The 26,695-nt window shown below is 72.9% G+C and carries 26 protein-coding genes; 15 read left to right on the top strand and 11 right to left on the bottom strand.

Translation table 11 applies throughout. The features are described from left to right. Positions 1–19: 19 nt before the first annotated feature. Complete coding sequence (locus OG552_RS03935; RefSeq protein WP_329129618.1) at positions 20–955, top strand: NADP-dependent oxidoreductase; 936 nt, start codon at positions 20–22, stop codon at positions 953–955. A 4-nt stretch (positions 956–959) separates the two neighbouring features. Here the strand turns inward: OG552_RS03935 and OG552_RS03930 are convergent, their stop codons facing one another. Next, on the bottom strand, positions 960–2,513 hold the full coding sequence (locus OG552_RS03930; protein ID WP_329129615.1) for an MFS transporter: 1,554 nt from the start codon (positions 2,511–2,513) through the stop codon (positions 960–962). Positions 2,514–2,661: 148 nt separating this feature from the next. On the opposite strand from OG552_RS03930, the gene OG552_RS03925 reads away from it, so the two are divergent. The 3 genes from OG552_RS03925 (at position 2,662) to OG552_RS03915 (ending at position 4,514) form a co-directional block, all read left to right on the top strand. Further along, positions 2,662–3,156, top strand: a complete 495-nt coding sequence (locus OG552_RS03925; protein WP_329129613.1) for a peptidylprolyl isomerase — start codon at positions 2,662–2,664, stop codon at positions 3,154–3,156. A gap of 112 nt (positions 3,157–3,268) precedes the next feature. Beyond that, positions 3,269–4,087 (top strand): hypothetical protein, encoded by an 819-nt coding sequence (locus OG552_RS03920; RefSeq protein ID WP_329129612.1) that lies wholly within the window; start codon positions 3,269–3,271, stop codon positions 4,085–4,087. A 133-nt stretch (positions 4,088–4,220) separates the two neighbouring features. After that, positions 4,221–4,514 carry a hypothetical protein gene (locus OG552_RS03915; protein ID WP_329129611.1) on the top strand — a complete coding sequence of 98 codons (294 nt, stop codon included), beginning with the start codon at positions 4,221–4,223 and terminating at the stop codon, positions 4,512–4,514. A gap of 34 nt (positions 4,515–4,548) precedes the next feature. On the opposite strand, the gene OG552_RS03910 is transcribed toward OG552_RS03915, so the two are convergent. From OG552_RS03910 to OG552_RS03895, 4 genes are all read right to left on the bottom strand, one after another. Then, on the bottom strand, positions 4,549–5,760 hold the full coding sequence (locus tag OG552_RS03910; RefSeq protein ID WP_329129609.1) for an alanine--tRNA ligase-related protein: 1,212 nt from the start codon (positions 5,758–5,760) through the stop codon (positions 4,549–4,551). A 252-nt stretch (positions 5,761–6,012) separates the two neighbouring features. After that, entirely contained in the window at positions 6,013–7,056 is a 1,044-nt protein-coding gene (locus OG552_RS03905; RefSeq protein ID WP_329140527.1) for an alcohol dehydrogenase catalytic domain-containing protein, read from the bottom strand. Positions 7,057–7,154: 98 nt separating this feature from the next. Further along, positions 7,155–7,454 (bottom strand): DUF427 domain-containing protein, encoded by a 300-nt coding sequence (locus tag OG552_RS03900; protein WP_329129608.1) that lies wholly within the window; start codon positions 7,452–7,454, stop codon positions 7,155–7,157. 137 nt (positions 7,455–7,591) lie between these two features. Beyond that, positions 7,592–8,185 (bottom strand): helix-turn-helix domain-containing protein, encoded by a 594-nt coding sequence (locus OG552_RS03895; RefSeq protein WP_329129606.1) that lies wholly within the window; start codon positions 8,183–8,185, stop codon positions 7,592–7,594. 98 nt (positions 8,186–8,283) lie between these two features. Here OG552_RS03895 and OG552_RS03890 point away from each other — a divergent pair, with 98 nt between their 5' ends. Continuing rightward, positions 8,284–8,916 (top strand): class I SAM-dependent methyltransferase, encoded by a 633-nt coding sequence (locus tag OG552_RS03890; protein ID WP_329129605.1) that lies wholly within the window; start codon positions 8,284–8,286, stop codon positions 8,914–8,916. Between the two features lie 22 nt (positions 8,917–8,938). Here the strand turns inward: OG552_RS03890 and OG552_RS03885 are convergent, their stop codons facing one another. Then, positions 8,939–10,234 (bottom strand): enolase C-terminal domain-like protein, encoded by a 1,296-nt coding sequence (locus tag OG552_RS03885; RefSeq protein ID WP_329129604.1) that lies wholly within the window; start codon positions 10,232–10,234, stop codon positions 8,939–8,941. A gap of 141 nt (positions 10,235–10,375) precedes the next feature. On the opposite strand from OG552_RS03885, the gene OG552_RS03880 reads away from it, so the two are divergent. The 4 genes from OG552_RS03880 (at position 10,376) to OG552_RS03865 (ending at position 17,866) form a co-directional block, all read left to right on the top strand. Beyond that, a complete protein-coding gene (locus OG552_RS03880; protein ID WP_329129602.1) occupies positions 10,376–11,242 on the top strand; it encodes an NAD-dependent epimerase/dehydratase family protein in 867 nt (288 codons plus the stop codon). A 366-nt stretch (positions 11,243–11,608) separates the two neighbouring features. Then, positions 11,609–14,149 carry a carboxylate--amine ligase/circularly permuted type 2 ATP-grasp protein gene (locus tag OG552_RS03875; protein WP_329129601.1) on the top strand — a complete coding sequence of 847 codons (2,541 nt, stop codon included), beginning with the start codon at positions 11,609–11,611 and terminating at the stop codon, positions 14,147–14,149. 22 nt (positions 14,150–14,171) lie between these two features. Continuing rightward, on the top strand, positions 14,172–15,956 hold the full coding sequence (locus OG552_RS03870; protein ID WP_329129599.1) for an N-acetylglutaminylglutamine amidotransferase: 1,785 nt from the start codon (positions 14,172–14,174) through the stop codon (positions 15,954–15,956). Beyond that, positions 15,953–17,866 (top strand): S9 family peptidase, encoded by a 1,914-nt coding sequence (locus OG552_RS03865; RefSeq protein WP_329129597.1) that lies wholly within the window; start codon positions 15,953–15,955, stop codon positions 17,864–17,866. Before OG552_RS03870 ends, OG552_RS03865 begins: the two co-directional genes overlap by 4 nt. A 4-nt stretch (positions 17,867–17,870) precedes the next feature. Here OG552_RS03865 and OG552_RS03860 read toward each other — a convergent pair whose 3' ends face one another. After that, complete coding sequence (locus OG552_RS03860) at positions 17,871–18,722, bottom strand: response regulator (RefSeq protein WP_329129596.1); 852 nt, start codon at positions 18,720–18,722, stop codon at positions 17,871–17,873. A 133-nt stretch (positions 18,723–18,855) separates the two neighbouring features. Between OG552_RS03860 and OG552_RS03855 the strand changes: the two genes are divergently transcribed. Both OG552_RS03855 and OG552_RS03850 read left to right on the top strand, forming a co-directional pair. After that, the gene (locus OG552_RS03855) at positions 18,856–20,487 is read left to right on the top strand and encodes a sensor histidine kinase (protein ID WP_329129594.1); all 1,632 of its coding nucleotides are present in this window, start codon (positions 18,856–18,858) and stop codon (positions 20,485–20,487) included. After that, a complete protein-coding gene (locus OG552_RS03850; protein ID WP_329129592.1) occupies positions 20,484–21,683 on the top strand; it encodes a PP2C family protein-serine/threonine phosphatase in 1,200 nt (399 codons plus the stop codon). Before OG552_RS03855 ends, OG552_RS03850 begins: the two co-directional genes overlap by 4 nt. A 264-nt stretch (positions 21,684–21,947) precedes the next feature. On the opposite strand, the gene OG552_RS03845 is transcribed toward OG552_RS03850, so the two are convergent. After that, positions 21,948–22,313 (bottom strand): hypothetical protein, encoded by a 366-nt coding sequence (locus OG552_RS03845; RefSeq protein ID WP_329129591.1) that lies wholly within the window; start codon positions 22,311–22,313, stop codon positions 21,948–21,950. A gap of 121 nt (positions 22,314–22,434) precedes the next feature. On the opposite strand from OG552_RS03845, the gene OG552_RS03840 reads away from it, so the two are divergent. The 3 genes from OG552_RS03840 to OG552_RS03830 are packed head-to-tail and all read left to right on the top strand — an operon-like array spanning position 22,435 to position 24,086. Further along, entirely contained in the window at positions 22,435–22,818 is a 384-nt protein-coding gene (locus OG552_RS03840) for a hypothetical protein (protein WP_329129589.1), read from the top strand. Beyond that, entirely contained in the window at positions 22,815–23,666 is an 852-nt protein-coding gene (locus tag OG552_RS03835) for a hypothetical protein (protein ID WP_329129588.1), read from the top strand. The genes OG552_RS03840 and OG552_RS03835 overlap by 4 nt, the downstream gene beginning before the upstream one ends. A 39-nt stretch (positions 23,667–23,705) precedes the next feature. After that, positions 23,706–24,086 carry a roadblock/LC7 domain-containing protein gene (locus tag OG552_RS03830; protein ID WP_329129586.1) on the top strand — a complete coding sequence of 127 codons (381 nt, stop codon included), beginning with the start codon at positions 23,706–23,708 and terminating at the stop codon, positions 24,084–24,086. 167 nt (positions 24,087–24,253) lie between these two features. Here OG552_RS03830 and msrA read toward each other — a convergent pair whose 3' ends face one another. From msrA to OG552_RS03815, 3 genes are all read right to left on the bottom strand, one after another. Continuing rightward, positions 24,254–24,769 carry a peptide-methionine (S)-S-oxide reductase MsrA gene (msrA, locus tag OG552_RS03825; protein WP_329129584.1) on the bottom strand — a complete coding sequence of 172 codons (516 nt, stop codon included), beginning with the start codon at positions 24,767–24,769 and terminating at the stop codon, positions 24,254–24,256. Positions 24,770–24,865: 96 nt separating this feature from the next. Then, entirely contained in the window at positions 24,866–25,180 is a 315-nt protein-coding gene (locus OG552_RS03820; RefSeq protein ID WP_329129582.1) for a hypothetical protein, read from the bottom strand. 65 nt (positions 25,181–25,245) lie between these two features. Continuing rightward, positions 25,246–25,539, bottom strand: coding sequence for a hypothetical protein (locus OG552_RS03815; RefSeq protein WP_329129581.1), 294 nt, complete (start codon positions 25,537–25,539; stop codon positions 25,246–25,248). Positions 25,540–25,810: 271 nt separating this feature from the next. Between OG552_RS03815 and OG552_RS03810 the strand changes: the two genes are divergently transcribed. Beyond that, the gene (locus OG552_RS03810) at positions 25,811–26,662 is read left to right on the top strand and encodes an MIP/aquaporin family protein (protein ID WP_329129580.1); all 852 of its coding nucleotides are present in this window, start codon (positions 25,811–25,813) and stop codon (positions 26,660–26,662) included. The last annotated feature ends 33 nt before the right edge of the window (positions 26,663–26,695 follow it).

The following is a 26,695-nucleotide window of genomic DNA, read 5'->3' as shown; positions in this document are numbered from 1 at the left end:
CGGCCCACCGGAGGTAGCGATGGACACCATGCACGCGGTACGCGGTCACCAGCGCGGCGGCCCCGAGCAGCTGACCTATGAGGAGGCGCCGGTGCCGGTGCCCGGCGAGGGGGAGGTGCTGGTCCGGGTGCGTTCGGCGGCGATCACACCGGGCGAGCTGGACTGGGACGCCACCTGGACCGACGCCCTGGACGGCAGTGGCACGCCGCGGCTGCCGATCGTGCCGTCCAAGGAGTTCTCCGGCATGGTGGCCGGTGCCGGTGCGGGCGGTCTGTCCCCGGGCGACGAGGTCTACGGACTGATCCCGTTCACCTCCGACGGCGCCGCGGCCGAGTACGTCGCCGTGCCCGCCGCGGTCCTGGCTCCCCGGCCGCCGCTGCTCGACCACGACCAGGCCGCCGCCCTCCCGCTGGCCGGCCTCACCGCGCTGCAGGGCCTGACGGTCCACGGCGGCCTGCGGTCCGGGCAGCGGGTCCTGGTGCACGGCGGAGCCGGCGGCGTCGGCGCCTTCGCGGTGCAGGTCGCCGCGGCCCTCGGCGCCCGGGTGACCGCCACCGCGGCCGGCCTGGACACCGACTTCGTGACCCGGCTCGGCGCGGAACGCGTCATCGACTACGACTCCGGCCGGTTCGAGGAGCAACTCGACGGCATCGACCTGGTCTTCGACACCGTCGGCGGTGACACCCTGACCCGCTCCTGGAAGGTGCTGAAACCCGGCGGCGTCCTGGTGAGCATCGTCAGCCCGCCCGAGCCCACCGGCCCCAACGGCGCCCGGGGGGTCTTCTTCGTGGTCGAGCCGGACCGGGCGGGCCTGGCGGAGCTGAACAGGCTGGTGGCCGAGGGCCGGCTGCTCCCGCCGGTGGCCAGGGTCTTCCCGCTGACCCAGGCCGCCGAGGCGTACACCCAGCTCGCCCTGCCGCACCGCAGGGGAAAGGTCGTGCTGAGGGTCTCCTGACGGCTCACAGCTGCGGATCGGTCCCGGCCGGCGCGCCCTGGGTCTCCTCCTCAACCTGCAGCCCGCGCCGCAGACCGAACTGGGCCACGACCGCGGCGACCGCCATGATCCCGGCCATCACGGAGAAGACCGTCCGGGTGGCGTCCGCGAAGTCCAGCCGGATGAAGTGCGGGATGCCGCTCGCACCGGACGAGGTCTGGTGCGACTGGGCGATGTCGTGGGCCTGGGAGGACGCCTTTCCCGCCGGGACGCCCCGGGAGATCAGCGAGGACTCGGCCTCGGACTGGAAGCGGGCCACCGAGATGGTGCCCAGGACGGCTAGCCCCAGGCTGGCGGCGTAGTTGCGGACCGTCTGGGTGATGCCGGTGGCCTCGCCGTACGACAGCCGCGACGCCCGGTTCACCGCGTCGGTACTGGCCGGGGTGAGCATCATGCCCAGACCGGCGCCGGAGAGCACGATGTACCAGAACTGGCCGCCGAAATCGAGGTCGGTGACCTGCCCGGCGAGCAGGTAGAAGCCCACCGCGCCCAGCACGCAGCCGAGCACCACCGGGCGCTTGGCGCCGCCGCGGTCCAGCATCCGGCCGCCGATCTGCGAGGCGATCACGAAGCCGATGAAGAAGTCCAGCAGGTACAGGCCGGCGCCGGAGGCGGACTTGTCCAGGCCGATCTGCGCGTACTCGCTGGCGAAGAAGAAGAACGGGACGAAGACCAGCATGGTGATGCCGAGCACCAGGTTCTCCACCAGGAACGCCCGGTCGCGGAAGATCCGGACCTGGATCAGCGGCGAGGCGGTCCGGGTCTCCACCCGGTGGAAGACGAGCAGCAGGACGACACCGGCGGCGATGCAGATCGCGATGGCCGGGTTCGACCAGTGCCAGATCTGCGCCTGCTGGAAGCCGAAGACGCTCAGCGCCACTCCGGCGACGATCAGCGCGAGCCCCCGGTAGTCCATCGGCGCCGGGCGGTGCTCGGTGACCGGCCTGGAGGCCGCGATCAGGATCAGCGCGATCACCGCCACCGGGATGTTCACCCAGAAGATCGCCCGCCAGGTCCACTCGGTGAGGTAACCGCCGAGGATCGGGCCGACCGCGGTCAGCCCGCCGGCCACTCCGAAGAAGAGCGCCAGCGCCTTGCCGCGCTCCCGCAGCGCGAACGTCTGCACCACGATGCCCAGCGCGGCCGGGAACATGATGGCGCCGCCCACGCCCTGCACGGCCCGGAAGACCACGATCCAGGTCTGCGCCACACCGCCCTTCGGGGTGAGCCCGCACAGCAGGGACGCCGCCGCGAAGATCAGCACCCCGGCCACCACGACCTTGCGGTGCCCGACGGTGTCGGCGAGCCGGCCCCCGTACGCGAAGAAGGCGGCCAGCGTCAGCAGATACGCGTTGACCGCCCACTGCACGCCGGTACTGGAAAGGCTCAGCTCGTCCTGGATCTGCGGGACGGCGATGGACACGATGGTCTGGTCGATGAACGTCATGGCGACCGCGAAGATCATCGCCGCCAGCACCAGATTCCGCGATCGTCCGCCGCCCTGCGCCGTAGCCGCCATGCGCTCTCCTTACCCCGCGGGCGCACGCCTCAGCCCGCTGCTTCCGCTTCCACGATCACGTACCTGACGTGCTCCCGCCAGCGAGAAGCGGCCGGTCGGGGTGGGGCGGTGGTCGGTTCCGCGCCAGGGGGATGTCAGGATGGAGCCCATGGACAACGTGTATTTCGACATCTCCATCGACGGTGCGCCCGCTGGGCGGATCGTCTTCCGCCTGTTCGACGACGTGGTGCCCAAGACCGCCCAGAACTTCCGTGAGCTGGCCACCGGCCAGCACGGCTTCGGTTACGCCGGCTCCGCCTTCCACCGGGTCATCCCCGACTTCATGCTCCAGGGCGGCGACTTCACCAGCGGCGACGGCCGCGGCGGCAAGAGCATCTACGGCGAGAAGTTCGCCGACGAGAACTTCCAGCTCAAGCACGACCGCCCGTTCCTGCTGTCGATGGCGAACGCCGGGCCGAACACCAACGGTTCGCAGTTCTTCATCACCACCGTGGTCACCTCCTGGCTGGACGGCAAGCACGTGGTCTTCGGCGAGGTCGTCGAGGGCTCGGACCTGGTCAAGGCGATCGAGGCCAAGGGCACCCGCAGCGGCAACCCGCAGTCCAAGGTCGTCATCACCGAGTCGGGCACGGTCGCGGCCTGACCCCACTCCCGGGCCGATCACCCGGAATGCCCCCGGCCGCCTTCCGCGCCGGGGGCTTCGCCGTGCCCGGTGAGCGGGTTCGCCGCCGTGGACCCGGGGCAGACGCCACCGCATGAACACCGCCGAGCCCACAGGGCGTTCGCCAAGGCATCCGGTCCGGCCGTCCGTGCTCGTCGCGGTGCTGCTGGTCGCGTCGGCCGTGATCGTGACCCTGGTCCTGACCGGCAACGGCAGCCACCACGGCGGCGACGGACCCGGTCACGGCAGCCTCGGCCGGGCCGCCCCGGGAGAGCCCGCGGGCGACGCCGACAGCTCCACCGACTTCCACGCCGGGGACGCCGGCCTGGTCGTCCTCGACGGCGTCTCCGGCCGGATCCAGGTCTCCGCCGACCCCGGCGCCCGTACGGTGCGGGGCAGCTTCCACCGCGCCGACGGCGCGCCCGCCCGGGTCCGTACCGCCATCGCCCCGGCCGGCGCGGACGGATCCGGAACGCTCACCGTCTCCTGCCAGGACGCCGGCGGCGCCGGCACGCCCTGCGCCGGGGAGTTGACCCTCACGGTGCCGGAACACACCGGACTGCGGCTTCGGCAGACCTCGGGGGAGACCGTACTGAGCGGCCTCGGCGGCGCACTGACGGTCACAGCCGCCTCCGACCGTTTCACCGCGCAGGACCTGCACCCCTCCAGGGCCGAGCTGACGCTCACCTCCGGCAGCGCCGATCTGGGCTTCGCCGACCCGCCGGACACCCTCGCGGTACGGGCCACCTCCGCGGCTATGACGCTGCGGCTGCCGGCGGCCGGCGGCGGATACGCCGTCACCACCGCCGCGACCTCGGCCGATGTCCAGGTCCAGGTGCCGCGCCGGGCCGATTCGCCGCACCGGGTCTCGCTCCAGGTGCTCTCCGGCTCGCTCGCCGTACTGCCCTCCTGACCGGCTCGCGCGGGCCTCGGCCGCGGGCTCCGGAGCGGAGCCGGCACCGGAGCCCGGCGGCTCCGTGCGGCCGTCCGACGGCACTGCGCCGAATACCGCACACGACGGCACCGCGCGACGTAGGCTCGACTACGTGAGTATTGGTGTTGGTGAGGGTCAGGAGTGCGGGCGCTGCGCGGAGTTGGAAGCACGGTTCAGAGATCCCGCGACGCCCAACCCGGGTGCCTTCCTCTACGGCTGGGCCACGCATCACCTCGATGACCACGGTGCTGACCCCAAGCCCCGAGCGGGCTGCGAGCAGTGCGCGAAGTACGCGGGGTCGTCCGGCGCCGTTCACACCAAGGTCTGGCAGCGCTGGGCCCTGACGCACTACATGTCCTGCGCCCTCGCCCCGGGCTGGAGCCCGTCCCCGAACGGCTCCGCGTAGCCGCTGCGGTACCGGGGACGGGCCCGCCGCCCCCTCACTTCCCGGCCACGGACTCCTGCCGCAGCATGTCGATCAGCTCGCGCGGGAGTCCGTGCGTGTCGTGCAGACAGCCGTAGTCCTCCTCGCTCAGCGGACCGGAGAAACGCGGGCGGGAGAGCACCTGCCGCCCGCGCCGCAGCATCCCGGCGAACCGGTGCTGCTCGGACAGCAGCACCTCACGTACCTCTTCCACCGGACACTGCTGCCCGAAGTGGCCGAGCGTCCCCTCGATCAGCTCCACCGGCAGGTCGGCCAGGGTGTGGTCCGGATCGTGCCGCCACAGCGTGGTCAGCACCCGCCGCAGCAGCCGGCGCAGGACGTAGCCGTGGGCGTTGGCGGCCGGCCGGACCCCGTCGGCGATCATCACCACGGCCGAGCGCAGATGGTCGGTGACGATCCGCCACTCGGCGCCGTCGAGCTGCCAGAGCAGGGCCTGCCGCCAGGGGTCGAAGAGGTCGATGCCGAAGACCGAGGGCCGGCCCTGCAGGACCATCACCAGCCGTTCCAGACCCATCCCGGTGTCGACACCGGGCCGGGCGAGCGGCTGCAGACTTTGGTCGTCGAGCCGGCGGTACCGCATCATCACGTGGTTCCACACCTCCACCCAGCGGTCGTCGCCGGTCGGCGTGCCCTGCGGCGGGGTGTCACCGGTCCAGACGAAGATCTCCGAGTCGGGGCCGCACGGCCCGGTGGGGCCGTTGGACCACCAGTTGTCCTGGCCGGTCAGCTCCACCGGCACCCCCAGGTCGCGCCAGGTTTGGAGCGACCGCGTGTCGGGCCCGAGCTGGTCGTCCCCGCCGAACACGGTGGCGTGCAGCCGCTCCGGGCCGATGCCGAAGCCGTCCACCAGCAGTTCGTACCCCCAGCGCAGGCTCTGCTCGGTGCCGTAGTCGCCCAGCGACCAGGAACCCAGCATCTGGAAGACGGTCAGATGGGTGGGGTCGCCGACCTCGTCCAGGTCGGTGGTGCGCAGAACGCGCTGGCTGTTGACCAGGCGGCGGCCGAGCGGATGGGGGCGGCCCTCCAGATACGGCGTCAGCGGGTGCATCCCCGAGGTGGTGAAGAGCACCGGGTCGCCGGGTGGCCGGACAAGGGGGACGGAGGGTACGAACCGGTGGCCGCGGTCGTGGAAGAAGCCGGTGAAGGTCTCCACGATCTGCCCGGTGGTGAGCGGTGGCTTCCGCGGGGGTGTCGGTCGAGTGTCCACGACGGTGAACCTTTCGGATCAAGGCACCGGAAAGGCCGCGGGCGGACACCGCCGTCACAACAGGGAAGGACAGGGAAGAAGGTGTCCGGCGAACCGTTTCCGGTCGCCGGATTCTGCTTCGGGAGAAGGTCAGGCGGCGGCAACCGGCGAGCTGGTCGCTCGCGCGGTCGCGGGGGTGTGACAGGTGACCTTCATGGCATCAACGGTAACAGCGGGGCGGGGGCGGCGCCGCTGAATAACCCGGGGCGCGGCTCAGGGCCGCCCGGGTTCGATCACGGTGATGCCGGCCGGGGAACCCCCGCTCAGCGCGGCCAGCGCGGCCGGTGCGGCGTCCAGGCCGATCACGGCGCCGACCAGCAGGTCCGGGCGGAGCGTGCCCGCGGCGACCTGCCGCATCAGCTCGGGATAGGCGTGTGCTGCCATGCCGTGGCTGCCGAGCAGTTCCAGCTCCAGGGCCACCACCCGGTCCATCGGCACCGCGACGCCGCCCGGGGGCAGCAGCCCGACCTGGACGTGGCGGCCCCGGGAGCGCAGCCCGGCCACCGACGCGGCGCAGGTCGCGGGCGACCCCAGCGCGTCCAGCGACAGGTGCGCGCCGCCGCCGGTCGCGGCGCGGACCGCGCCCGCGGTGTCGCCGTCCACCGCGGCCGGGTCCACGCACACCGCGGCACCGAAACGGCCGGCCAGTTCCCGCGCGCCCGGTGCGGTGTCGACCGCCACCACCCGCGCCCCGGCGGCCACCGCGACCATCACCGCGGAGAGCCCGGCACCGCCGCAGCCGTGCACGGCCACCCACTCGCCCGGCCGCACCCGTCCCTGGGCGACGACCGCGCGGAACGCGGTGGCGAACCGGCAGCCGAGAGCGGCGGCGGACGCGTACGGCATCTCCTCCGGCACGGACACCAGGTTGGTGTCGGCGTGGTGCAGGGCCACGTACTGGGCGAAGGACCCCCAGTGGGTGAAGCCGGGCTGCTGCTGGCGCTCGCACACCTGCTGGTCGCCGCGCGCGCAGGCGGGGCAGCTGCCGCAGGCGCAGACGAACGGCGCGGTGACCCGGGCGCCGACCCGCCAGCCGGTGACCGCCGCGTCGACCGCGACCACCTCGCCGGCCAGTTCGTGGCCGGGCACATGCGGCAGGGTGATGCCGTCGTCGTGGCCCATCCAGCCGTGCCAGTCGCTGCGGCACAGCCCGGTCGCCTCCACCCGTACGACCACCCCGCCGGGCGGCGGAGCGGGATCGGCCACCTGCCGTACCTCCGCCGGCCGCCCGAACTCCTCGACCACCACAGCCCGCACGTCCGCCACCACCTGATCCTCGCCCGGTACGCCACCCTAAGCGGGGCACCGGGCGGCGCCGGCCGCGGCCCCGGCGCCGCGGCCGGCGCCCACGCGGGTCACCCGACCGTGACGACCTTGTCGAAGGCCACGAAGCCGCTGAAGTCCCGTCCGACCCGCCCGATCGCGGACGCCGGCGGCTCCGGGTACGCCCAGGCCGCGTCCGGGTGGGACCCCTCGGCCGTCTGCACGTTGTAGTACTGGGCCCGCCCCTTCCACGGGCAGGTGTACGGGGTGTCGCTGGTGCTGAGCGCCGACGCGGTCACCGCGTCCGGCGGGAAGTACCAGTTGCCCTCGATCGTGATCACATCGCCGTCCGGCGCGTCCGCGAGAACCGTTCCGTCGAGTACCGCCTGCATGACTCTTCCTTCCACCGCTCCGACCACTCGCCTGACGTCTACCCGGCCGCCGTCGTCGTACCGCCGGGGGCGCGCCCGCCGTAGCCCGTCCGGCCGATCCGCGGCCGGTCTGCCGCCCACCGGGTCCTGCCGAGGGGTCACGCCCCGGCCGGGCGGGCCCTGACGTGCATGCGCTCGCCCTGGGTCCCGAAGAGGCTGAGGAACTCCACCGCCTGCGGACCGGGGTTGGCGAAGCCGTGCGGGGTGCGGGTGTCGAACTCCACGACCTCGCCCGCGGTGAGCACCAGATCGTGCTCACCGAGCGCCAGCCGGAGCCGGCCGGACAGGACGTAGAGCCACTCGTAGCCCTCGTGGGTGGCCTGTTCCGGGCGCGCGCCGGGGTCCTTGGCGGGCGGCATGATCTGTTTGTACGCGCGCATGCCGCCCAGGTGCCGGGTGAGCGGAATGAAGGTCTGGCCGTGCCGGGTGAACGGGCGCGGGTGGATCCGCGGATCGCCGGTCGGGGGCGCGCCGACGAGTTCGTCGAGCTGCACCCGGTACGCCCTGGCCAGCGGCAGCATCAGCTCCAGGGTGGGCTTGCGCAGGCCGGACTCCAGCCGGGACAGGGTGCTCAGCGAGATCCCGGTGGTCTCGCTGAGATCGGCGAGGGTGATGCCCCGCGCCTGCCGCAGGGAGCGCAGCCGCGGACCCACGGCCGCCAGCACGCCGGAGAAGTCCTCGTCATCGGTCACCCGCAGTATTTGCCGACATGGCAACAGGACTTGTCAAGCGTTCCCGGGCCGTCCGAAGCTGGCGCCGCAACCACCGGCACCACCGAAGGAGACCCCTGATGGCCCCGACCGTCGGCGACCAGCAGTTCTGGGACGAGCGCTACCGCGAGAGCGAGCGGATCTGGAGCGGGCGGCCGAACGCCGCACTGGTCCGCGAGGTGACCGGCCTGCCGCCGGGCCGGGCGCTCGACCTCGGCTGCGGCGAGGGCGGGGACGCGGTCTGGCTCGCCGCCCGCGGCTGGCAGGTGACCGCGACGGACATCTCCCCGGTCGCCCTCGGCCGCGCCGCCGCCCACGCCGGGCAGGAGGGCGTCGCGGACCGGATCGACTTCCAGCAGCACATCCTCGGCGAGAGCTTCCCGGCCGGAACCTTCGACCTGGTCACCGCGAGCTACCTGCACTCGCTCGGCGACATGCCCCGCGAGGAGATCCTGCGCACCGCGGCCGCCGCTGTCGCCCCGGGCGGCACCCTGCTGATCATCGGCCACGCCGGCTTTCCCGACTGGCAGCAGGCCGGCCACCACCCGGACGTACGGCTGCAGAACGCCCGCGAGGTGCTCGCCGTACTCGAACTGCCCGACGGCGGCTGGGAGATACAGCGCTGCGAGGACCACGACACGCGGATGGTCCGCCCGGACGGCGTGCCGGACACCCGCCCCGACTGCACGGTGAAGGTCCGCCGGGCGGTCTGAGGCCGGTCCGGCACGCCGGCGGTCAGGGCGCGTCGAGACCGCCGTCGGGCCGGCGGACCCCCGTCGCCCACCGCTCGTGCAGGAACTTGGTCGGCGGATACTTCGCCGCCGCCTTCTCGTCCAGGTCCACGCCCCAGCCGGGGGACTGCGAAGGTGTCAGGTGTCCCTCGCGCACCACCGGCGTGCCCGGGAAGACCTCGCTGGTCGCGTCGTTGTACGTGTGCGACTCCTGGTAGCCGAAGGCAGGCGTCGAGATGTCCACCGCCAGGTTCGCCGCCACGCCGACCGGTGAGATGTCGCCGGGGGAGTGGAACGCGGTGCGGACACCGACCAGTTCGGCGAGCGCCACCAGCTTGCGGGTCGGGGTGAGACCGCCGACCGCCGAGGTGTGCAGCCGCAGCAGGTCGATGCCGCCGTCCCGGATCAGCCGTACCGCATCGGTGACCGAGCCGATCTGCTCGCCGACCGCGATCGGCACCGGGGAGGCGGAGCGCACCTCCGGCAGCCGGTCGTAGTGCTCCGGCGGGATCACGTCCTCCAGGAAGGAGAGCCGGTACGGCTCCAGGGCCCGCGCCAGCACGATCGCCTGCTTGGGCGTCAGCCGGCTGTGCACGTCGTGCATCAGGCTGACCTCCTCACCCAGCCGCTCGCGGGCCGCCTCGAACAGGCGCGGGACGGCGCGCAGATACTGGTTGACGTCCCAGCCGTCCGGGTGCGGCGAGCGCGGGTAGCCGCCGCGGGTGCCCGGAGCGCCGTACGTACCGAGCCCCGGGCCGCCGACCTGGAGCCGGATGTGCCGGTAGCCCTGCGCCAGCAGGGTCTCCGCCTCCTCCAGCGTCTCGTCCACGCTGCCGCCTGCCGCGTGCGAGTACACCTCGACGGCGGACCGGCTGCGGCCGCCCAGCAGTTCGTACACCGGCATCCCGGCGCGCTTGCCCGCGATGTCCCACAGCGCCTGGTCCACCCCGGACAGCGCGTTGTTGAGCACCGGGCCGCCGCGCCAGTACGACGAGTAGTGCACGGACCGGGTGATGTCCTCGATGTCCGCGGGGTGCCGCCCGACCACCAGCGGGCCCACATGCTCGTCGACCGCGGCCACCACCGCGGCGTACCGCTGGGTGAAGGTGGCACAGCCCAGCCCGTACAGACCCGGCTCCGAGGTGTCGACGCGGACCACCACCAGCGGCATGCCCTCCGGCGCGGTGACGATCGCGCGCACCGCGGTGACCCGCAGGCCGTCCCGGGCCGGCCAGGGGGGCATCGCCTGCGGCAGGGAACCGGACGCGTCGAGCAGCCGGTCGGGGTCGGTTCCGGTCATCGCACAACTCCGCTTCGCTCAGGGGCCGTCAGGCCGATCACACCGAGTCGATGCTAGGGGCATGTTAAATTTCCGGCACCCATGCCGGAGCGCGCGAGGGGTTCAGCGCGGCCGGCCGCACGCGCGCCGAGAGGGAGTCCCGTGAAGGTTCTGGTCACCGGCGCGGGCGGCGCGCTCGGCCGCGAAGTGGTCGCCCACCTGCGCGGCGAGGGCCGGAGCGTACGGGCCCTCGACCGGATTCCGGTCGATCCGGCCGCCGCCGACGAGGTGGTCACCGGTGAACTCCTCGACCCCGGACTCCTCGACGCGGCCATGGAGTCGGTGGACGCGGTCGTACACACCGCCGCCCTTCCGTCGCCCGACGCCGGCCCGCACGACGAGGTGTTCGGCAACAACGTGGGGGCGACGTACCGCGTACTGAACCGTGCGGGGCGGCACGGCGTCGGCCGGGTGGTCAGTATCTCCAGCCTCTCCGCGCTGGGCATCGCCTTCTCCGAGCGCGGCGCCGCGCCGGTCAGCGTGCCGATCACCGAGGAGCACCCCTTCGTCGGCGACGACGTGTACGGCCTGTCGAAGTACCTCGGCGAGATCATCGCGGACGCCGCGACCCGCCGCTGGGACACCACGATCGTCAGCCTCAGATTCCCCTTCCTCGGCGTCGGCGGCCGGCTGCGCGACCACATCTCCCGCGTCCACCAGGACCCCGGCTACGACCGCGGCTCGCTGTGGGGCTGGCTCGACACCCGCGACGCGGCCCGCGCGATCGGCGCCGCACTGACCGCTCCCCTGCGCGGCCACACCGTCATCAATGTCGCCGCCCCCGACACCACCGCACTGGAGCCGACCGCGGAACTCGTCCGCCGCTACTACCCGCAGACCCGTTTCGACCAGCCGCTGGACGGCTTCGCGGTGCCCTTCGCCACCCGCCGCAGCCGCGAACTGCTCGGCTTCACCCCGCGGTACACCTGGCGGGACAGCCGACAGGACGGCCGGTCGGAGAGCCGGTAGGACGGCGGGTCGGAGAGCCGGTAGGACGGCCGGCGGACACAGACCGGCACTGAGCGAAACCACCGCGTTCCCCCCGCTTTCGTCCACCCGGAAAGCCCACGCGGCCTGATCCGGGGCCGGACGCTCTTGTGCCGCCGGGCCGTCGGACCGACACTTTCCGGCAAGCGGCAGCGCATCGGCGCCCGCGTCCCCGGGCACTCCGGTAGTCCACCGCAATGAAGCGGCGACCACAGGCGGTTGGTCACCGCTCGGTACCGGGTGCGGTCAACGACCCCCGTGCACATCCAGGCCGGCGGGGCAGACGCCATTCCAACGTCCCGGCGCCGGCGACCCCTGCGTGAGGATCTGACGTCGAAAGGAGACGCCGTGGCCGTCGCGGTCGGAGTCGAAGAGGAATTCCATGTGGTCGACCTGAAGTCGGGCACGCTCGTACCCAGGGCCCGGTCGGTGCTCGACCGGCTGCCCGAGCGCGGCTTCACCACCGAACTGCAGCAGTCGATCGTCGAGGCCAACAGCAGGCCGCACCGCTCGCTGCACGAACTGCTCAAGGACATCAAGGCGTCCCGCAAGGCGCTGGCCGCCGCAGCCGGACCGCTGGGCCTCGGCGTGGTCGCCGCCGGCACCGCCCCGATGGCCCGGCTCGGCACCATCGACACCACCGCCGACCCCCGCTACCGGCGGATGACCGAGAACTACCGGGTGGTCGCCGAGGAGCAGCTGATCTGCGGCCTCCAGGTGCATGTGGACGTACCCGACCGGGACACCGGCATCATGGCGATGAGCCTGCTCGCGCCCTGGCTGCCCGCACTGCTCGCGCTCTCCGCCAGCTCGCCGTTCTGGCTCGGCTCCGACTCCGGCTACGCCAGCTGGCGCACCCTGCTCTGGCAACGCTGGCCCACCACCGGACCCGCCGGGCACTTCCGTTCCGCCGAGCACTACGACGAGGTGATCGCCGGCCTGGTCAGATCCGGCGTCATCAGCGACGCGGGGATGGTCTATTACGACGTCCGCCCCTCCGCCCACCTGCAGACCCTCGAACTGCGCATCTGCGACGCCTGTCCGCGCGCCGAGACCGCGGTGATGATCGCCGGGCTCTTCCGGGCGCTGGTGCTTGACGCCTGCGAGGCGGTGGCGGACGGCAGACGCGGCGACGACGAGCGGCTCGAATGGCTGCGCGCCGCGACCTGGCGGGCGGCCCGCTCCGGCCTGGAGGGCGACCTGGTGCACCCGGCGGACGGGCGGCCCCGCCCGGCGCCCCGGGTGATCCGCTCGATGGTCACCCGGCTGCGGCCGGCGCTGGAACGCATCGGCGACTGGACCGATGTGGTGGCGCTCACCGAGGAGGCGCTCGGCCTGGGCAGCGCCGCGCACCGGGTGCGCCGGGTCGCCGAGACCGACGGCCTGCCGGCGGCGGTCGCCCTGCTCGTCGCCCAGACCCGCGGCGACCGCGGGACCGACCACCCTCCGCACCACGGCGGCCTGCTGCGCGGCTACCGCGCCGACCACGACGAGATGGTGGACCTGGCCGGCGAGGTCCGCCCCCTGTACCGGGCGGTGCTCACCGAACTGGACCGGGCCGGCGTGGAGGGCCTGCAGCACGCGGTGCGCGCCCGGCAGAAACAGCAGCTGGCCCAGGACGTGGTCTTCCGGGTCGAAGGAGAGGACACCCCCCGGCTCTTCCCCTTCGACGTGGTGCCCCGGCTGGTCCCGGCCGACCAGTGGACGATGCTGGAGCGCGGCCTGAGTCAGCGGGTCCGCGCCCTGGAGGCGTTCCTGCACGACGCGTACGGCGAGCAGAGCGCCCGCCGCGACGGCGTGGTCCCGGCCCGCTTCCTGCCCGAGCCGCAGGCCGCCGCGGAAGGGGCGCTGCTGACCCGGCCGGGGCTGGTCAGGATCGCGGTGGCCGGTATCGACCTGGTGCAGGACGCGGTGCACGGCTGGCTGGTGCTGGAGGACAACCTCCGGGTGCCGTCCGGTCTCGCCTACGCGCTGGCCGCCCGGCGGCTCAGCCCGATCGAGCCATGGCCGCAGGTCGCGGGCGTCGAGGACGCCGTCGCCACCCTGGCCCGTACGCTGCGCGCCGCCGCGCCCGGCGCCGACCCCCGGGTGACGGTGCTCAGCGACGGCCCCGGCAACTCCGCCTGGTACGAACACCGCACCCTGGCGGCCGAGATGGGCGTCGCCCTGCACACCGCGGACCAGCTGGTCGTACGCGACGGGCGGGTGTACGCGGCCGGGGCGCCGGACGACCGTCCCTTCGACGTGGTCTACCGCCGGATGGACGAGGACGACCTGGCCAAGGCGGCCGGCGCCGACGGCAGACCGCTGTGGCCCGGGCTCACCGCGGCGGCCCGGGCCGGAAACGTGACCTTCGCCAACGCCTGGGGCAACGGCGTGGCCGACGACAAGGCGCTGTACGCACTGGTGCCCCGGCTGATCCGCTACTACCTCGGTGAGGAACCCCTGATCGGCCAGGTCCCGACCCTGCTGCCGGGCGACCCCGGCGTCCTGGACGAGGTGCTCGACCGGCTGGCGGAACTCGTCGTCAAACCGGTCGACGGCCAGGGCGGGGTCGGCGTGGTCATCGGTCCGCACGCCTCTCCCGAGGAACTCGCCCGGCTGCGGGCCGAGTTGCTGGTCTCCCCGCAGAACTGGGTGGCGCAGGACGTGGTCCAGCTGACCAGTCACCCGACCTTCGACGGCGAACGCCTGGAACCGCGGGTGGTGGACCTGCGGGTGTTCGTCTGCGCCGAGCGGGAAGGCGATGGTTTCGGCGCCGTCGGCCTCACCCCCACGGTGCTGCCCACGGCGATGACCCGCGTCGCGGCCGGCGGCAGCCTCATCGTCAACTCCTCGCGGGGCGGCGGCGCGAAGGACACCTGGATACTGCGCGGCGGTTCACGGTGAACCGCCCCCACCGGAGGTGCACATGTGCGGCCTGACCGGCGAGATCAGATTCGACGGCACCCGCCCGGACCTGGCCGCCGTGGAGCGGATGACCGACCGGCTCGCGGCCCGCGGGCCGGACGGGCGCGGCCTGTGGTCGCAGGGACCCATCGCCTTCGGCCACCGGCGGCTGAAGATCATCGACCTGTCGGAGCGCGGTGCCCAGCCGATGACCGACCCCGGCAGCGGCCTCACCGTCGTCTTCAACGGCTGCCTCTACAACCACCGCGAACTGCGTGCCGAGCTGGAGCGGTCGGGCCACCGCTTCCACTCCACCTCCGACACCGAGGTGCTGCTGCGCGCCTACCGGCACTGGGGCGTGGACTGTGTCGAGCACTTCGCCGGCATGTTCGCCTTCGCCGTCGCCGAGCACCGCACCGGCCGGGTGGTCCTCGGCCGCGACCGGCTCGGCATCAAACCCCTCTACACCGCCCGCCGGCCCGGCCGGCTGCGCTTCGCCTCCTCGCTGCCCGCGCTGCTCGCGGCCGGCGACGTCGACACCGCGCTCGATCCGGTCGCCCTCCACCACTACCTCAGCTTCCACTCGGTGGTGCCCGCGCCCCGGACCATCCTGGCGGGGGTGCGGAAGCTGCCGCCGGCCACCGTCCGCGTCGTCGAACCCGACGGCAGCGAGCACGACCACTGCTACTGGGACCCGGCCTTCACCCGCCGGGACGCGGACGCCGGCATGGACGCCGGCGACTGGCGCGACGCGGTGCTCGATGCACTGCGCACCGCGGTACGCCGCCGGACCGTCGCGGACGTCCCGGTGGGCGTACTGCTCTCCGGCGGCCTCGACTCCAGCCTCATCGTGGCGCTGCTCGCCGAGGCCGGCGCGCACGGCCTTGCCACCTTCAGCATCGGCTTCGACAGCGAAGGCGGCGAGGCGGGCGACGAGTTCCACTGGTCCGACCTGGTGGCCCGCCGCTACGCCACCGACCACCACCGGATCGTGGTGCCCTCGGCGCAGCTCCCGGAGGCGCTCGACGACGCGGTGGCGGCGATGAGCGAACCGATGGTCAGCCATGACGTGGTCGCCTTCCACCTGCTGAGCCGGGAGGTCGCCCGCCACGTCAAGGTGGTCCAGAGCGGACAGGGCGCCGACGAGGTCTTCGCCGGCTACGACTGGTACCCGCCGATGGCCGGCCTGCCGCGCGAGGAGGCGGCCGCGATGTACGCCAAGGTCTTCGTGGACCGCCCGCACAGCGAACTGGAGCGGATGCTGGCGCCCGGGGTACGGACCGCGCGGGACGTCTCGGGCGAGTTCCTCGCCGAACACCTCGGCCGGCCCGGCGCCGACACCGCGCTCGACGCGGTACTCCGGCTGGACAGCGAGATCATGCTGGTCGACGACCCCGTCAAGCGGGTCGACAACATGACCATGGGATGGGGGCTGGAAGCACGGGTGCCGTTCCTCGACCACGAACTGGTGGAACTCGCCGCCGCCTGCCCGCCGGAACTGAAACTCGCCGAGGGCGGGAAGGGCGTCCTCAAGGCGGCCGGCCGTACCCTGCTGCCGGTGGAGATCACCGACCGGCCGAAGGGCTACTTCCCCGTCCCGGCGATCCGTCACATGGCCGGACCCGTCCTGGAGCGGGTCCAGGAGGCACTGGCGGCGCCGGCCGCCCGGTCCCGGGGGATCTTCCGCGACGACTACCTCCGCGAGCTGCTGGCGGCGCCCGAGAAGCACCGCACCACGCTGGGCGCCAACGCCCTGTGGCAGGCAGCCCTGCTGGAGATCTGGCTGCAGACCCACGGAGTCGCATGAGCACCACGTCCACCTCGCACCCCGCCACGACCGCGCCGCCGCACGGCCCCGACGGCCTGCCCGACCACGCCTGCCGGGAAGCCGCCGCCGACCCCACCGGGCCCGCGACCGTCTTCGTCTGCGACCGTCACGGCACCCCCCAGCTCTGGCTCGCCGCACCGCAGGACCCCGAGCCGCGGCTGCTCGACCCCGCCCCCGACCCGGTGGTCACGGCCGGCTGGTCACCCGACGGGCGGTGGATCGCCTACACCGCGGCCCCCGGCGGCGGCGAGCACACCGTGGTGCGGGTGATCCGGCCGGACGGCACCGGCCGCCACGACATCGCGGGCGCCGGCACCCTGGCCGCCGCCCACTTCGGCTGCTGGACCCCGGACGGCAGCGCGCTCGCGGTCACCGAGGCGGTCGCCGCCGAGGCGTTCCCCCCGCCGGCCACCCCGGCCGACCTCGGCGGGGTGCCGGCCGGCGCCGAGACCGTACCCGCCGCCCGGCAGGGGGTGCTGGTCGCCTCGCTGGTGGACCCCGACGGGCTGCGGCCGGCCCGCCGGGTGGCCGTGGAGGCGGGCTCGGCCACGCTGCGGGTGTGCGACATCAGCGCCGACGGGCGGTGGATGCTGCTGCGGCGGGGACCGCGCGGCTACCGGGAGGCGGTCGTGGTGGACCTGCGGGACGGGCGCGAGACCTGCCTGCTGCCCGCCGCCGACGGGGACCCCTGGATCGGCAGATTCTCGCCGGACTCCCGGACGCTGTGGCTGCGCAGCGACGAGGACCGGGAGTACGCCGCCCTGCTCGCGGTCAGGCTGCGGGCGGACGGCAGCCACGGCGAACTCCGCTCGGTCACCGCCCGGGACGGCGCCGACCTGGAACTCCTCGCCGTGGACCGCTCGGCGTCGCGCGCCGTGCTGGCCTGGAACGACCGCGGCCGTACGGTCCTGCAGACCGCCGCACTCGGCGCCGGCGGAACGCTCGGCCCGCTCCGCTCCGTACCCCTGCCGCACGAGGTGGTGACCCGCGCCGACCCCGACGCGGCCGGGGGATGGCTGCTGTCGGTCTCCGGCTCGGTACGGCAGCCCGGGGTGTGGACCGTGCCCGCCGGCGGCGCGCCGGCCCGTACCGCGTGGACGTCACCCGCGCCGCGCGGCCCCGTACCGCCGGTGCTGCTGGAACTCCAGGCGCGCGACGGCACCCCGCTGGCCGGCTGGTTCCACCGGGCGCCCGGCCGGTCCGGGCCGGGGCCCTGCGTGGTGCATCTGCACGGCGGGCCGGAGAGCCAGGAACGCCCGGTGCTCGAACCGCTCTACCAGGCGCTGCTCGCCCGTGGCCTGCAGGTCTTCGCCCCCGATGTGCGCGGCTCTTCGGGCCACGGCCGGACCTTCCTGGGCGCCGACCGGGGCGCGGCCCGCCTCGCCGCGGTGGACGACGTCGCCGACTGCGCGGCGCACCTGGTGGACGCGGGGCTGGCCGACCCGGGCCGGCTGACCGTGATGGGCCGCTCCTACGGCGGCTACCTCGTGATGTCCGCGCTGGTCCGGCACCCCGACCTCTTCCGGGCCGGGGTCGCCGTCTGCGGCATGTCGGACTTCGCCACCTTCTTCGCCGGCACCGAGCCGTGGATCGCCGAGTCGGCGGCCGTCAAGTACGGCCACCCCGTGCACGACCACGACCTGCTCGCGCTGCTGTCGCCGATGACCCACATCGACGCGCTGCGCACCCCGGTACTGGCGGTGCACGGGGCACTGGACACCAATGTGCCGCCCGGGGAGTCCGAGCAGTTCGTCCGGGCGGCCCGGCAGCGCGGGGTGCCGGCCGAGCTGCTGCTCTTCCCCGACGAGGGCCACGACCTGGCCCGGCGGGCCAGCCGGGAGCACCTGTACCGCGCGGCCGGCGACTGGCTGACCCGCTGGGCCGGGTGAGCGGTCAGTCCTGGAGCGGGACCGTCGCCGTCTCGAAGAAGAAGTCGTCGATGCCGCGGACCGCCTCCAGGAAGTCGTCGAGGTTGACCGGCTTGGTGACGTACGCATTGGCGTGCTGGCTGTAGGCCGCCGAGATGTCGTCGGGGGTGGAGGAGGTGGTGAGCACCACCACCGGGATCATGCACAGCTCCGGATCCTCCTTGAGCACCGCCAGCAGCTCGCGGCCGTTCATCCGCGGCATGTTGAGGTCCAGCACGATCAGGTCGGGCCGTTCGTTGGCCGGCGAGCGCAGGTGCTCCAGGGCGTCGATGCCGTCGTTGGCCCGCCGGATCGAGCGGGTGGCCACACCGCGGTCGGTGAGGGCCTCCTCGACCAGCAGGGCGTCGGCGGGGTCGTCCTCGACGAGCAGCACGCTGAAAGTGCGGGTGGGGAGCAGAGCGTTCACGGGGGCACTCCTGCGGATCTGGGCGGGGACGGGGCGGGACGGCGGCCGGGCGGTGAAGACCAGCCCCGGCCAGCGCCGGCGGGCGCCCTGGCGGGTGATGCCCCAGGCGCGTCCGAGGTCGGGGTAGCCGGCTCCCTGGCGGGCGGCGGCCGACGCCTCGTACGCCGCGCGGCTGTCCACCGCCCGGAGGATGTACGAAAGCACCCGCAGCCGGGTCAGCGGATCGTGGGCGCCGGGCTCCGGTGCCCGGTCCGCACCGTCCGCCCCGGTGACGCCGCCGGCGCCGTTCCCGAAGGGCCCGGTGCGGAACACCTCGGAGGCGAGCCTGCGGGTGAGGTCCTCGACAGCCTGCTCGGCCAGGGCGGTCAGCGCGCCATGGTCGAGTTGCGGTATGGACTGCTCACGTGGCACGCGCTCAGCTTACGAGTCCGCGCACACGGGTGACAACCAACGTTGTCCCGCTGGGTAACATGGCGCGGCCGGGGTCTGTCCAACGGCGTCACGACCTGCCGCCACGCGGTGGGCGCGCATTGAGGAGTCGGAAGTGGCGGGAGCGATAGCGACGGACGGGGCCGGGAAGCCGCCCGGCCGTCCGGTGGGCTGGACCACCCGCAGGTGGCTGGCGGTGGGCGCGTGCGTTTCGCTCGTCATCCTGGCCGCCCTGGCCGTCACCGGCGCCTGGGTGTTCGCCCGGTCCACCCAGATCTCCAACCGGCTGGTCGACGAGAGCACTCCGGCCCTGGTCTCCGCGGTGCAGCTGGAGAAGTCCCTCACCGACCAGGAGACCGGCGTCCGCGGCTACGGCCTCACCGGGCAGCCGTCGTTCCTCGACCCGTACGCCTCGGGTCTGACCCTGCAGCGGACCAGTACCGGGCAGCTGCGCGCACTGCTGGTGCACGACAAGGACGCGCTGGCGGACCTGCGGCAGCTGCTGGACCGGGCGGAGACCTGGCAGCAGCGGTTCGCCCGGCCCGTGGCGGCGGCCCCCGGCGGCGCCCCGATCGCGCTGGCCACGGCCCGTGCGGACGAGGGCAAGCAGGAGTTCGACGCGGTGCGGGCCGCCTCCACGCATCTCCAGCAGAGCCTGCAGAGCGCCCGCGTCCAGGCCAGGTCCGACCTGCAGGGGGCCCGGGAGCTGCGCAACTGGATCTTCTCGCTGATCGCCCTGGTGATCGCCGCCCTCACCGGCCTGATCTTCATGGGCCTGAACCGGGGCGTGACGCTTCCGCTCGGCCGGCTCTCCCGTGATGTGCGGGAGGTGGCCGAAGGCCACTTCGACCACCAGGTGGCGACCGCGGGACCGGCGGACCTGCGCAGCCTGGCGCAGGACGTGGAGTCGATGCGCGAACGGCTCGTCGCCGAACTGGCCTTCAGCGACGCCACCCGCGCCCGGCTGGACGAGCAGGCCACCGACCTGCGCCGGTCCAACGCCGAACTGGAGCAGTTCGCCTACGTCGCCTCGCACGACCTGCAGGAACCGCTGCGGAAGGTGGCGAGCTTCTGCCAGCTCCTCCAGCGCCGCTACGCCGACCAGCTGGACGACCGCGCGGGGCAGTACATCGAGTACGCGGTCGACGGCGCCAACCGGATGCAGACCCTCATCAACGACCTGCTGGCCTTCTCCCGGGTCGGCCGGCTGCACTCCGATACCTCCACCGTCGACCTCGAACAGCTCTTCGCCCGTACCGTCGACGCGCTGAGCCTGACCATGGAGGAGACCGGCGCCGAGGTCACCCATGACCCGCTGCCGGTGGTCACCGGCGACTCCACCCAGCTCGGCATGCTGCTGCAGAATCTGATCTCCAACGCGATCAAGTTCCGCGCCCCTGACCGTCCGCCCCGGGTCCACCTGTCCGCGCAGCGGGACGGCGACCTGTGGGCGTTCGCGGTCACCGACAACGGCATCGGGATCGCGCCGGAGTTCGCCGAGAAGGTGTTCGTGATCTTTCAGCGGCTGCACACCCGGGACGCGTACCCGGGCAACGGCATCGGGCTGGCCCTGTGCAAGAAGATCGTGGAGTTCCACGGCGGCAGCATCGGCATCGACCTGGAGCACAGCCCCGGCACCCGCTTCACCTTCACCCTGGCGGCTCCCGCCGGTACGCCGGCCGGCGACAGCCAGGAGAGCGGGGAGAGCGGGGAGGCCGAGGGCGCGGCAGAGGTCGTGGCCCGGTGACCTCCCACGACACCGCGGCCGACACCCCGGCGCTCACCGCGGTGAGCTACCGGATCCTGCTGATCGAGGACGACCCAGGTGACGCGCTGCTCGTCGAGGAGTACCTCTCCGACACCTCGCTCAGCGTCGATCTGGAGTGGGCCCAGACGCTCGCCGACGGCATGACCTGCGTCGGGCGGCGCGCCCCCGACTGCGTCCTGCTCGACCTGCATCTGCCCGACGCCGCCGGCACCGGCGCCGTCACCCGGCTGCAGAACGCCTGCCCGGCGGCCGCGATCATCGTCCTGACCGGACTGGCCGAGGGCCGGGCCGGCATCGAGGCGGTCGCCGCCGGCGCCCAGGACTACCTGGTCAAGGGCACGGTCAGCGGCGAGCTGCTGGACCGGGCGGTGCGGTACGCGGTGCACCGCAAGCACGCCGAGCGCACCGCGGCCGAACTGCGGGTCAACCAGCACCGCGCCCAGGAGAACAGCCGGCTCGAACGCAGCCTGCTGCCGGTGCCGATGCTCAGCGGCACCGCGGTCACCCCCACTTCCTGCTACCTCCCGGGCCGCGAAGGCGCCCTGCTGGCAGGGGACTTCCTCGATGTGGTGGAGACCCCCGACGGCATCGTGCACGCGGTCATCGGCGACGTCAGCGGCCACGGCCCCGACGAGGCGGGTGTCGGGGTGTGCCTGCGGATCGCCTGGCGGACGCTGATCCTCGGCGGACACCGCGGCACCGGCCTGCTCTCCTTGATGGAGCAGATACTGGTCGCCGAACGCACCTACTCGGCGATGTTCGCCACCGTCGCGACGCTCTCGCTCGACCCGGCCGGCAACCGGTTGGACGTCACCCTCGCGGGGCACGAGACACCTCTGCTCGTCGAGGGCGCCGTCGCCCGCCCGCTGCCGGCCCCCGCCGGGATCGCGCTCGGCCTGATGCCAGGCGCCGCCGAGTGGCACACCGCCCGGCTGGAGCTGCCGCCGGCCGCGACGCTGCTGCTCTACACCGACGGCCTCACCGAGGGCCACACCGGCCCGGGCCGGGAGCGGCTCGGCACCGAGGGCCTGATCTCCATCATCGGGAAGGCACCCGACCCGACCGGCCAGGCACTCATCGACCACCTGACCACGGTGACCCGCGAACTGGACGCCGGCCGCCACCTGGACGACGTGGCGATCCTGCTGCTCACCCGGAACGGCGCGCACGCCTGAAGGACGGCCCGCCCGTCGAATGCGGGCGGCGCCCGGAATTCCCCGGTCGCGAATTCGGACGCCGCCGTTATTCCGGCCGGTGATGAATGTGTTGCTGCGTGTCACAGGGGAATGGTGCGCTCGCGAACGGTGTGACGTACGAGAATAGTGTTTCTCCGGTCGGCCGGTGCTTCTCCTGTTATCGGATGCGGGCCCGGTGGCGTTTCCGGGTTTTGTCATATTCCCGTGACACGTGGTGGCGCATCGGGCCGGGCGCCGCCGGGGTCAGACCTCCAGGACGCCCTCGATGCGCTTGAGGGCGTGCCGGGCCAGCGCCAGGTTGGAGCGGCTGCGGTCCAGCGCCAGATACAGGAAGAGCGAACCCCGGCTGCTGCTCAGCGGCCGGATGAGGTGGTACTGCGTGCCCAGGGTGATGAGGATGTCCTCGATGGTGTCGTCGATCGCCAGCATCGCCAGGGTGCGGGCCTTGGCCCGCACCACCTCGGTGTTGCCGGCCGCCGCGATCTCCAGGTCCAGTTCCGTCCCGCCGCCCAGGGTGCCGAGCGTCATGCCGCTCTCGTAGTCGACGAGTGCCACCCCGAGCGTGCCGTCGACGGCCATCGCCTCTTTGAGTGCGGACTCAATGTTCACGGTGATTTCCCTAGCTGTGGACTGGACCACTCCGGGCGGAACCGGAGGGATACCTGGTGGATGCAGAAAACGTCATCTTCGATCTCTGTTGTGCAACTTGCGAATTAACGTACTCTGCCTGATGTCAGAAAGTGAAGGGGTGTCCGTGCACGCGCTGGAGTCGGTTCTGGACCACGTCCTTTCCACACCGGGGGTGCTGGGCGCGGCCGTTGTGGACGCGGTGACGGGTCTGACCTATGCGGAAGCGGGGGAGTGCGGTCCGGCCGGACCGGGGACGGACATCTCCGAGCTGGCGGCCCTGATCGGCGACGGACTGCACGACGCCGGTGCCTGGGGGGAGTTGGAGAACGTGGTCGTCACCAGCCGGCGGGTGCACCACATCGTGGAGGTCGTGCCCCGGCACGGCGACCCGGTGCTGCTGTCCGTGGTGCTCGACCGTGAGGGCACCAACCTCGCGCTGGCGGTCCGTCAGCTCTCCGAGCACGTGAGGATGTTGCTGGCATGAGCGATGCCCCGCGCAGGCGACCGCCGCGCAACATCCCCGCACTGCTGGCCGAGTTGCGGCAGGAACGTTTCTCTGGCGCGGTCGTGGTGGTGGGCGGCCCCGGCGGGGCGCTCCATCTCCACGGCGGCCTGATCGTCGCGGTCGAGACACCCGCCGCCCCGACCGCCGAGTCGGTCCTGCTGAAGTCCGGCCGGATCACCGAGGCCGACTGGGCCGGTGCCCGGGCGGCCACGCCGCCCGGCGGTCCGCTCCGGGCGGCGCTGATCGGCGGCGGCCTGGTCGGCGCCGCGGAACTGGACATGGTCTGCACCGCGGCCCTCTTCGACGGGGCGTTCGCGATGGCGCTGAACCCCGCGACCGGCTGGCGGGTGGATCCGGCCGTCCCGGCCCCGGAGCTGGCCGCTTCGCCCGGCGAGGAACCGGCCAGGATCGCCGCCGAGACCGCGCGCCGCCTGGCCGTCCTGCGCCGGCACTGGACACCGCTGGGCGAGTTCGTCCGGGCACCGGTCCGGCCGGCGCCCTCCGCACGCGACGGCGTCCGCCCGCTCGACGCCCGCCGCAGCCGGCTGCTGCTCGGTGTCGACGGCCGCCGTACCCCCCGTGACATCGCCTTCGCGACGGGCCGCGGAGTCTTCCCTGTCCTGCTCGACCTGGCCCGGCTGGAGGCGAAACGGTTCATCGGACGTGAGCCGCAGGAGGCGCGTGCGGCGCCCCTGGTTGCGGTGCGGGCCCCCACCGGCCCGGCGGCCTCCCCGCCGGGCGGCGGCCAGGAAACGGCGGGGCCCCTGCCGCGCCGCACCCCCCGGCGCCGGCCGGACACCGGCCCGGCCTCCCCGCAGCGCGACTGAGCGGGCGATATCAGCAGCAACCCTCAAGGAGAGCGCACCATGACCACCCCGGCACCGTACGAAGCACTCGTTTCCGTTCTGAAGGCGCTGCGCGAGCGGGTCATGGGGATCAACGAGGCCGTGATCGCCACCGCCGACGGACTACTGGTGGCGGCGGACACCGCCACCGCGCAGCCGGAGTCGGTCTCCGCCCTCGCCGCCGCGAGCCTCGGGCTCGGCCGGCGCACCGCCGCCGAGGTCGGTCTCGGCGGTCTGCGGGACGTGGTCGCGCGGTGCGCCGGCGGCTACGTGGTGGTGCTCGCCATCGGCGACCACGCGCTGCTGGCGATCCTCGCCGACGAGGGCCTGGACCTGGCCGGCCTCAACCGGGAGTCCCCGGCGACCGTGGAACACCTCGCCACACTGCTCACCGCCGCCTGACCCCTGCCTCTGGCCCGGCCCCGCGGAGGCCCCGGGAACGCGAACGCCGGCCGCCGCCGCGGGTCGCCCGCACCTTTGCGGGTGCGGGCGGCTGTGCGCGGCGGCGGCCGGCGTGGTGTGCCGGTGTGTCCCGGGCCTCGGTCCCCGGTCCCCGGTCTTCCGGAGCCTCAGCCCTGCTGCTGCCGGACCGGGAGCTTCCAGCCCGGGCGGGGGAAGTGGCAGGTGTAGCCGTCGGGGTAACGCTCCAGGTAGTCCTGGTGCTCCGGCTCGGCCTCCCAGAACGGGCCCAGCGGCTCCACCTCGGTGACGACCTTGCCCGGCCACAGGCCGGAGGCGTCCACATCCGCGATGGTGTCCTCGGCGATCCGCTTCTGCTCGTCGTCCACGTAGTAGATCGCCGAGCGGTAGCTGGCACCGATGTCGTTGCCCTGGCGGTTCTTCGTGCTCGGGTCGTGAATCTGGAAGAAGAACTCCAGCAGGGCGCGGTAGTCCGTCTTCTCCGGGTCGAAGATGATCTCGATCGACTCCGCGTGGGTGCCATGGCGGCGGTAGGTCGCGTTCGGCACGTCACCGCCCGTGTAGCCGACCCGGGTCTCGATCACTCCTGGCTGCCGGCGGATCAGGTCCTGCATGCCCCAGAAGCACCCGCCCGCAAGCACGGCCTTCTGCGTCTGCGCGGCCATCTCGGTCCTCCAGTCCTCGTGGGTCTACTCGCCTTTACGGAACGGGACGGGGACGGCAGGTATTCCTGGCCGCGCACCCCGCGCGACCGGGGATGATCACTGTGCGTCAAAGGGTGCCAGACCCCGTCCCGTGACCGGGATGATCCCGGTCCCCACGGTGACCGCGCCCGGTACGAAGGTGCCTTCCCGGCCGTCGGGCAGCCGCAGAGTGCATGGGCCCATTCCGACCGCGAAGAGGTTCACATTGGTGGCGGCCTCCAGATGGCCCGACCACGTCTTGAGCACGGTCGCCCCGCTCGGGTCGTTCCTTATGAAGAGCTCGGCCTCCACCGGAATGGCATGTCCGCTGGTCAGCACGGTTGCGGGGCCGATGTACGCCTCCGCCGGCAGGTTGTCCTCCATGTCGTCCATGTCACGCGCCTGCCCAGGATGCGGCCGGAGATCACCTGACTCGGAGCAGGCGACCTCCGGCAGCCTCACTTCCCGCCGCGCGAGACGGCCCGTGCCAGGGTGCCGGCCGCCTTCGACTTCTCCGCCTTGGTGGCCTTCTTGTCGCCCAGCACCTTCGCCGCGGCGGTCAGTGCCTTCTTGCCGGGCTTCTTCTCCGCCTTGCCCGGGGTCTGGGACAGGGCGCTGGCCGCGGCGCTCTTCGCGTCCTTGGACGCCTTGGAGCTCGTCACGGTCCGGCCGGCCGCCGAGGCGGGCTTGGCCTTGGTGACCTTGGTGTTCGCCTTGGTCTGGGTTTTCCCGCCGGTCTTGGCTTTGGTCATGATGCGTGTCTCCGATCTTCCCGGCCCGTCGGTTGGGTGTTAGACCAGGTATGGCAGGCGTCTACCCGAACTCCCGTACCGGGAACGGGAAATGACGGATACAGCGCCGTGTCCGGATCCGCCGGGCACCTGCGTGGGCCATGTGGCCCGGGTACTTCGGGCGGCCCAACCCCAGGTGCCGAGTCCGTCGGCGCGTGCTCCAGTGTGAAGGGAAATCCGGGGGTAACACGAGCCACAGCCGGCTCCGTACGACCGGCGGAAAGTAGGCATCATGGCGGCACGAGCGCGCGGATCAGGACTGATCGGCGAGCTGTCGGCGGAATTCGCCGGCACGATGATCCTTATTCTGTTCGGCACCGGTGTGGTGGCCCAGGTGGTCGCCGGCGGTGGCCTGACCACCCCTCCGGGAGGGCTGGGCAACCACGACAGCATCTCCTGGGCGTGGGGACTGGGCGTCACGCTCGGTGTCTACCTCGCCGCCCGACTGAGCGGTGCGCATCTGAACCCGGCGGTGACCATCACCCTGGCGGCCTTCAGGGGCTTCCCCTGGCAGAAGGTCGCCCCGTACGCCGTGGCGCAGACCCTCGGCGCCTTCGCGGCCGCCCTGCTGGTGCGGTGGAACTACACCGAGGTGCTGGCCAAATTCGACCCCGGCCACACCATCAAGACGCAGACGGTCTTCTCCACCCTGCCGGGCAACGGCTCGACCACCGCGGGGGTGCACGAATGGGGCGCCTTCCGTGACCAGGTCATCGGCACCGCCATCCTGCTGATCCTGATCCTCGCGATCACCGACGTGCTGAGCACCCCGCCGGGTGCCAACCTGGGCCCGTTCATCATCGGCCTGGTCGTCGTCGCCATCGGTATGGCCTGGGGCACCGACGCCGGATACGCCATCAACCCGGCCCGTGACTTCGGCCCCCGACTGGCCAGCTACATCACCGGCTACGACACGGCCTGGCGAGATCAATGGGGCAACCTCTACTTCTGGGTGCCGATCGCCGGCCCGATCGTGGGCGGTCTGATCGGCGGGGTGTTCTACAAGCTCTTCGTCGGACACTTCCTGCCGACCGCCGAACCCGAGCCGCCCGGCCGCGCGCCCACCTCCCAGCCCGCCGCCTGACCCCGAACGCCAACCCATCGAGAGGCAGTACAC

The organism is Streptomyces sp. NBC_01476 (assembly GCF_036227265.1).
Lineage (GTDB): Bacteria > Actinomycetota > Actinomycetes > Streptomycetales > Streptomycetaceae > Actinacidiphila.
Note: the sequence above shows the minus strand (reverse complement) of the source record. Positions and strands in the feature narration are given on the sequence as shown.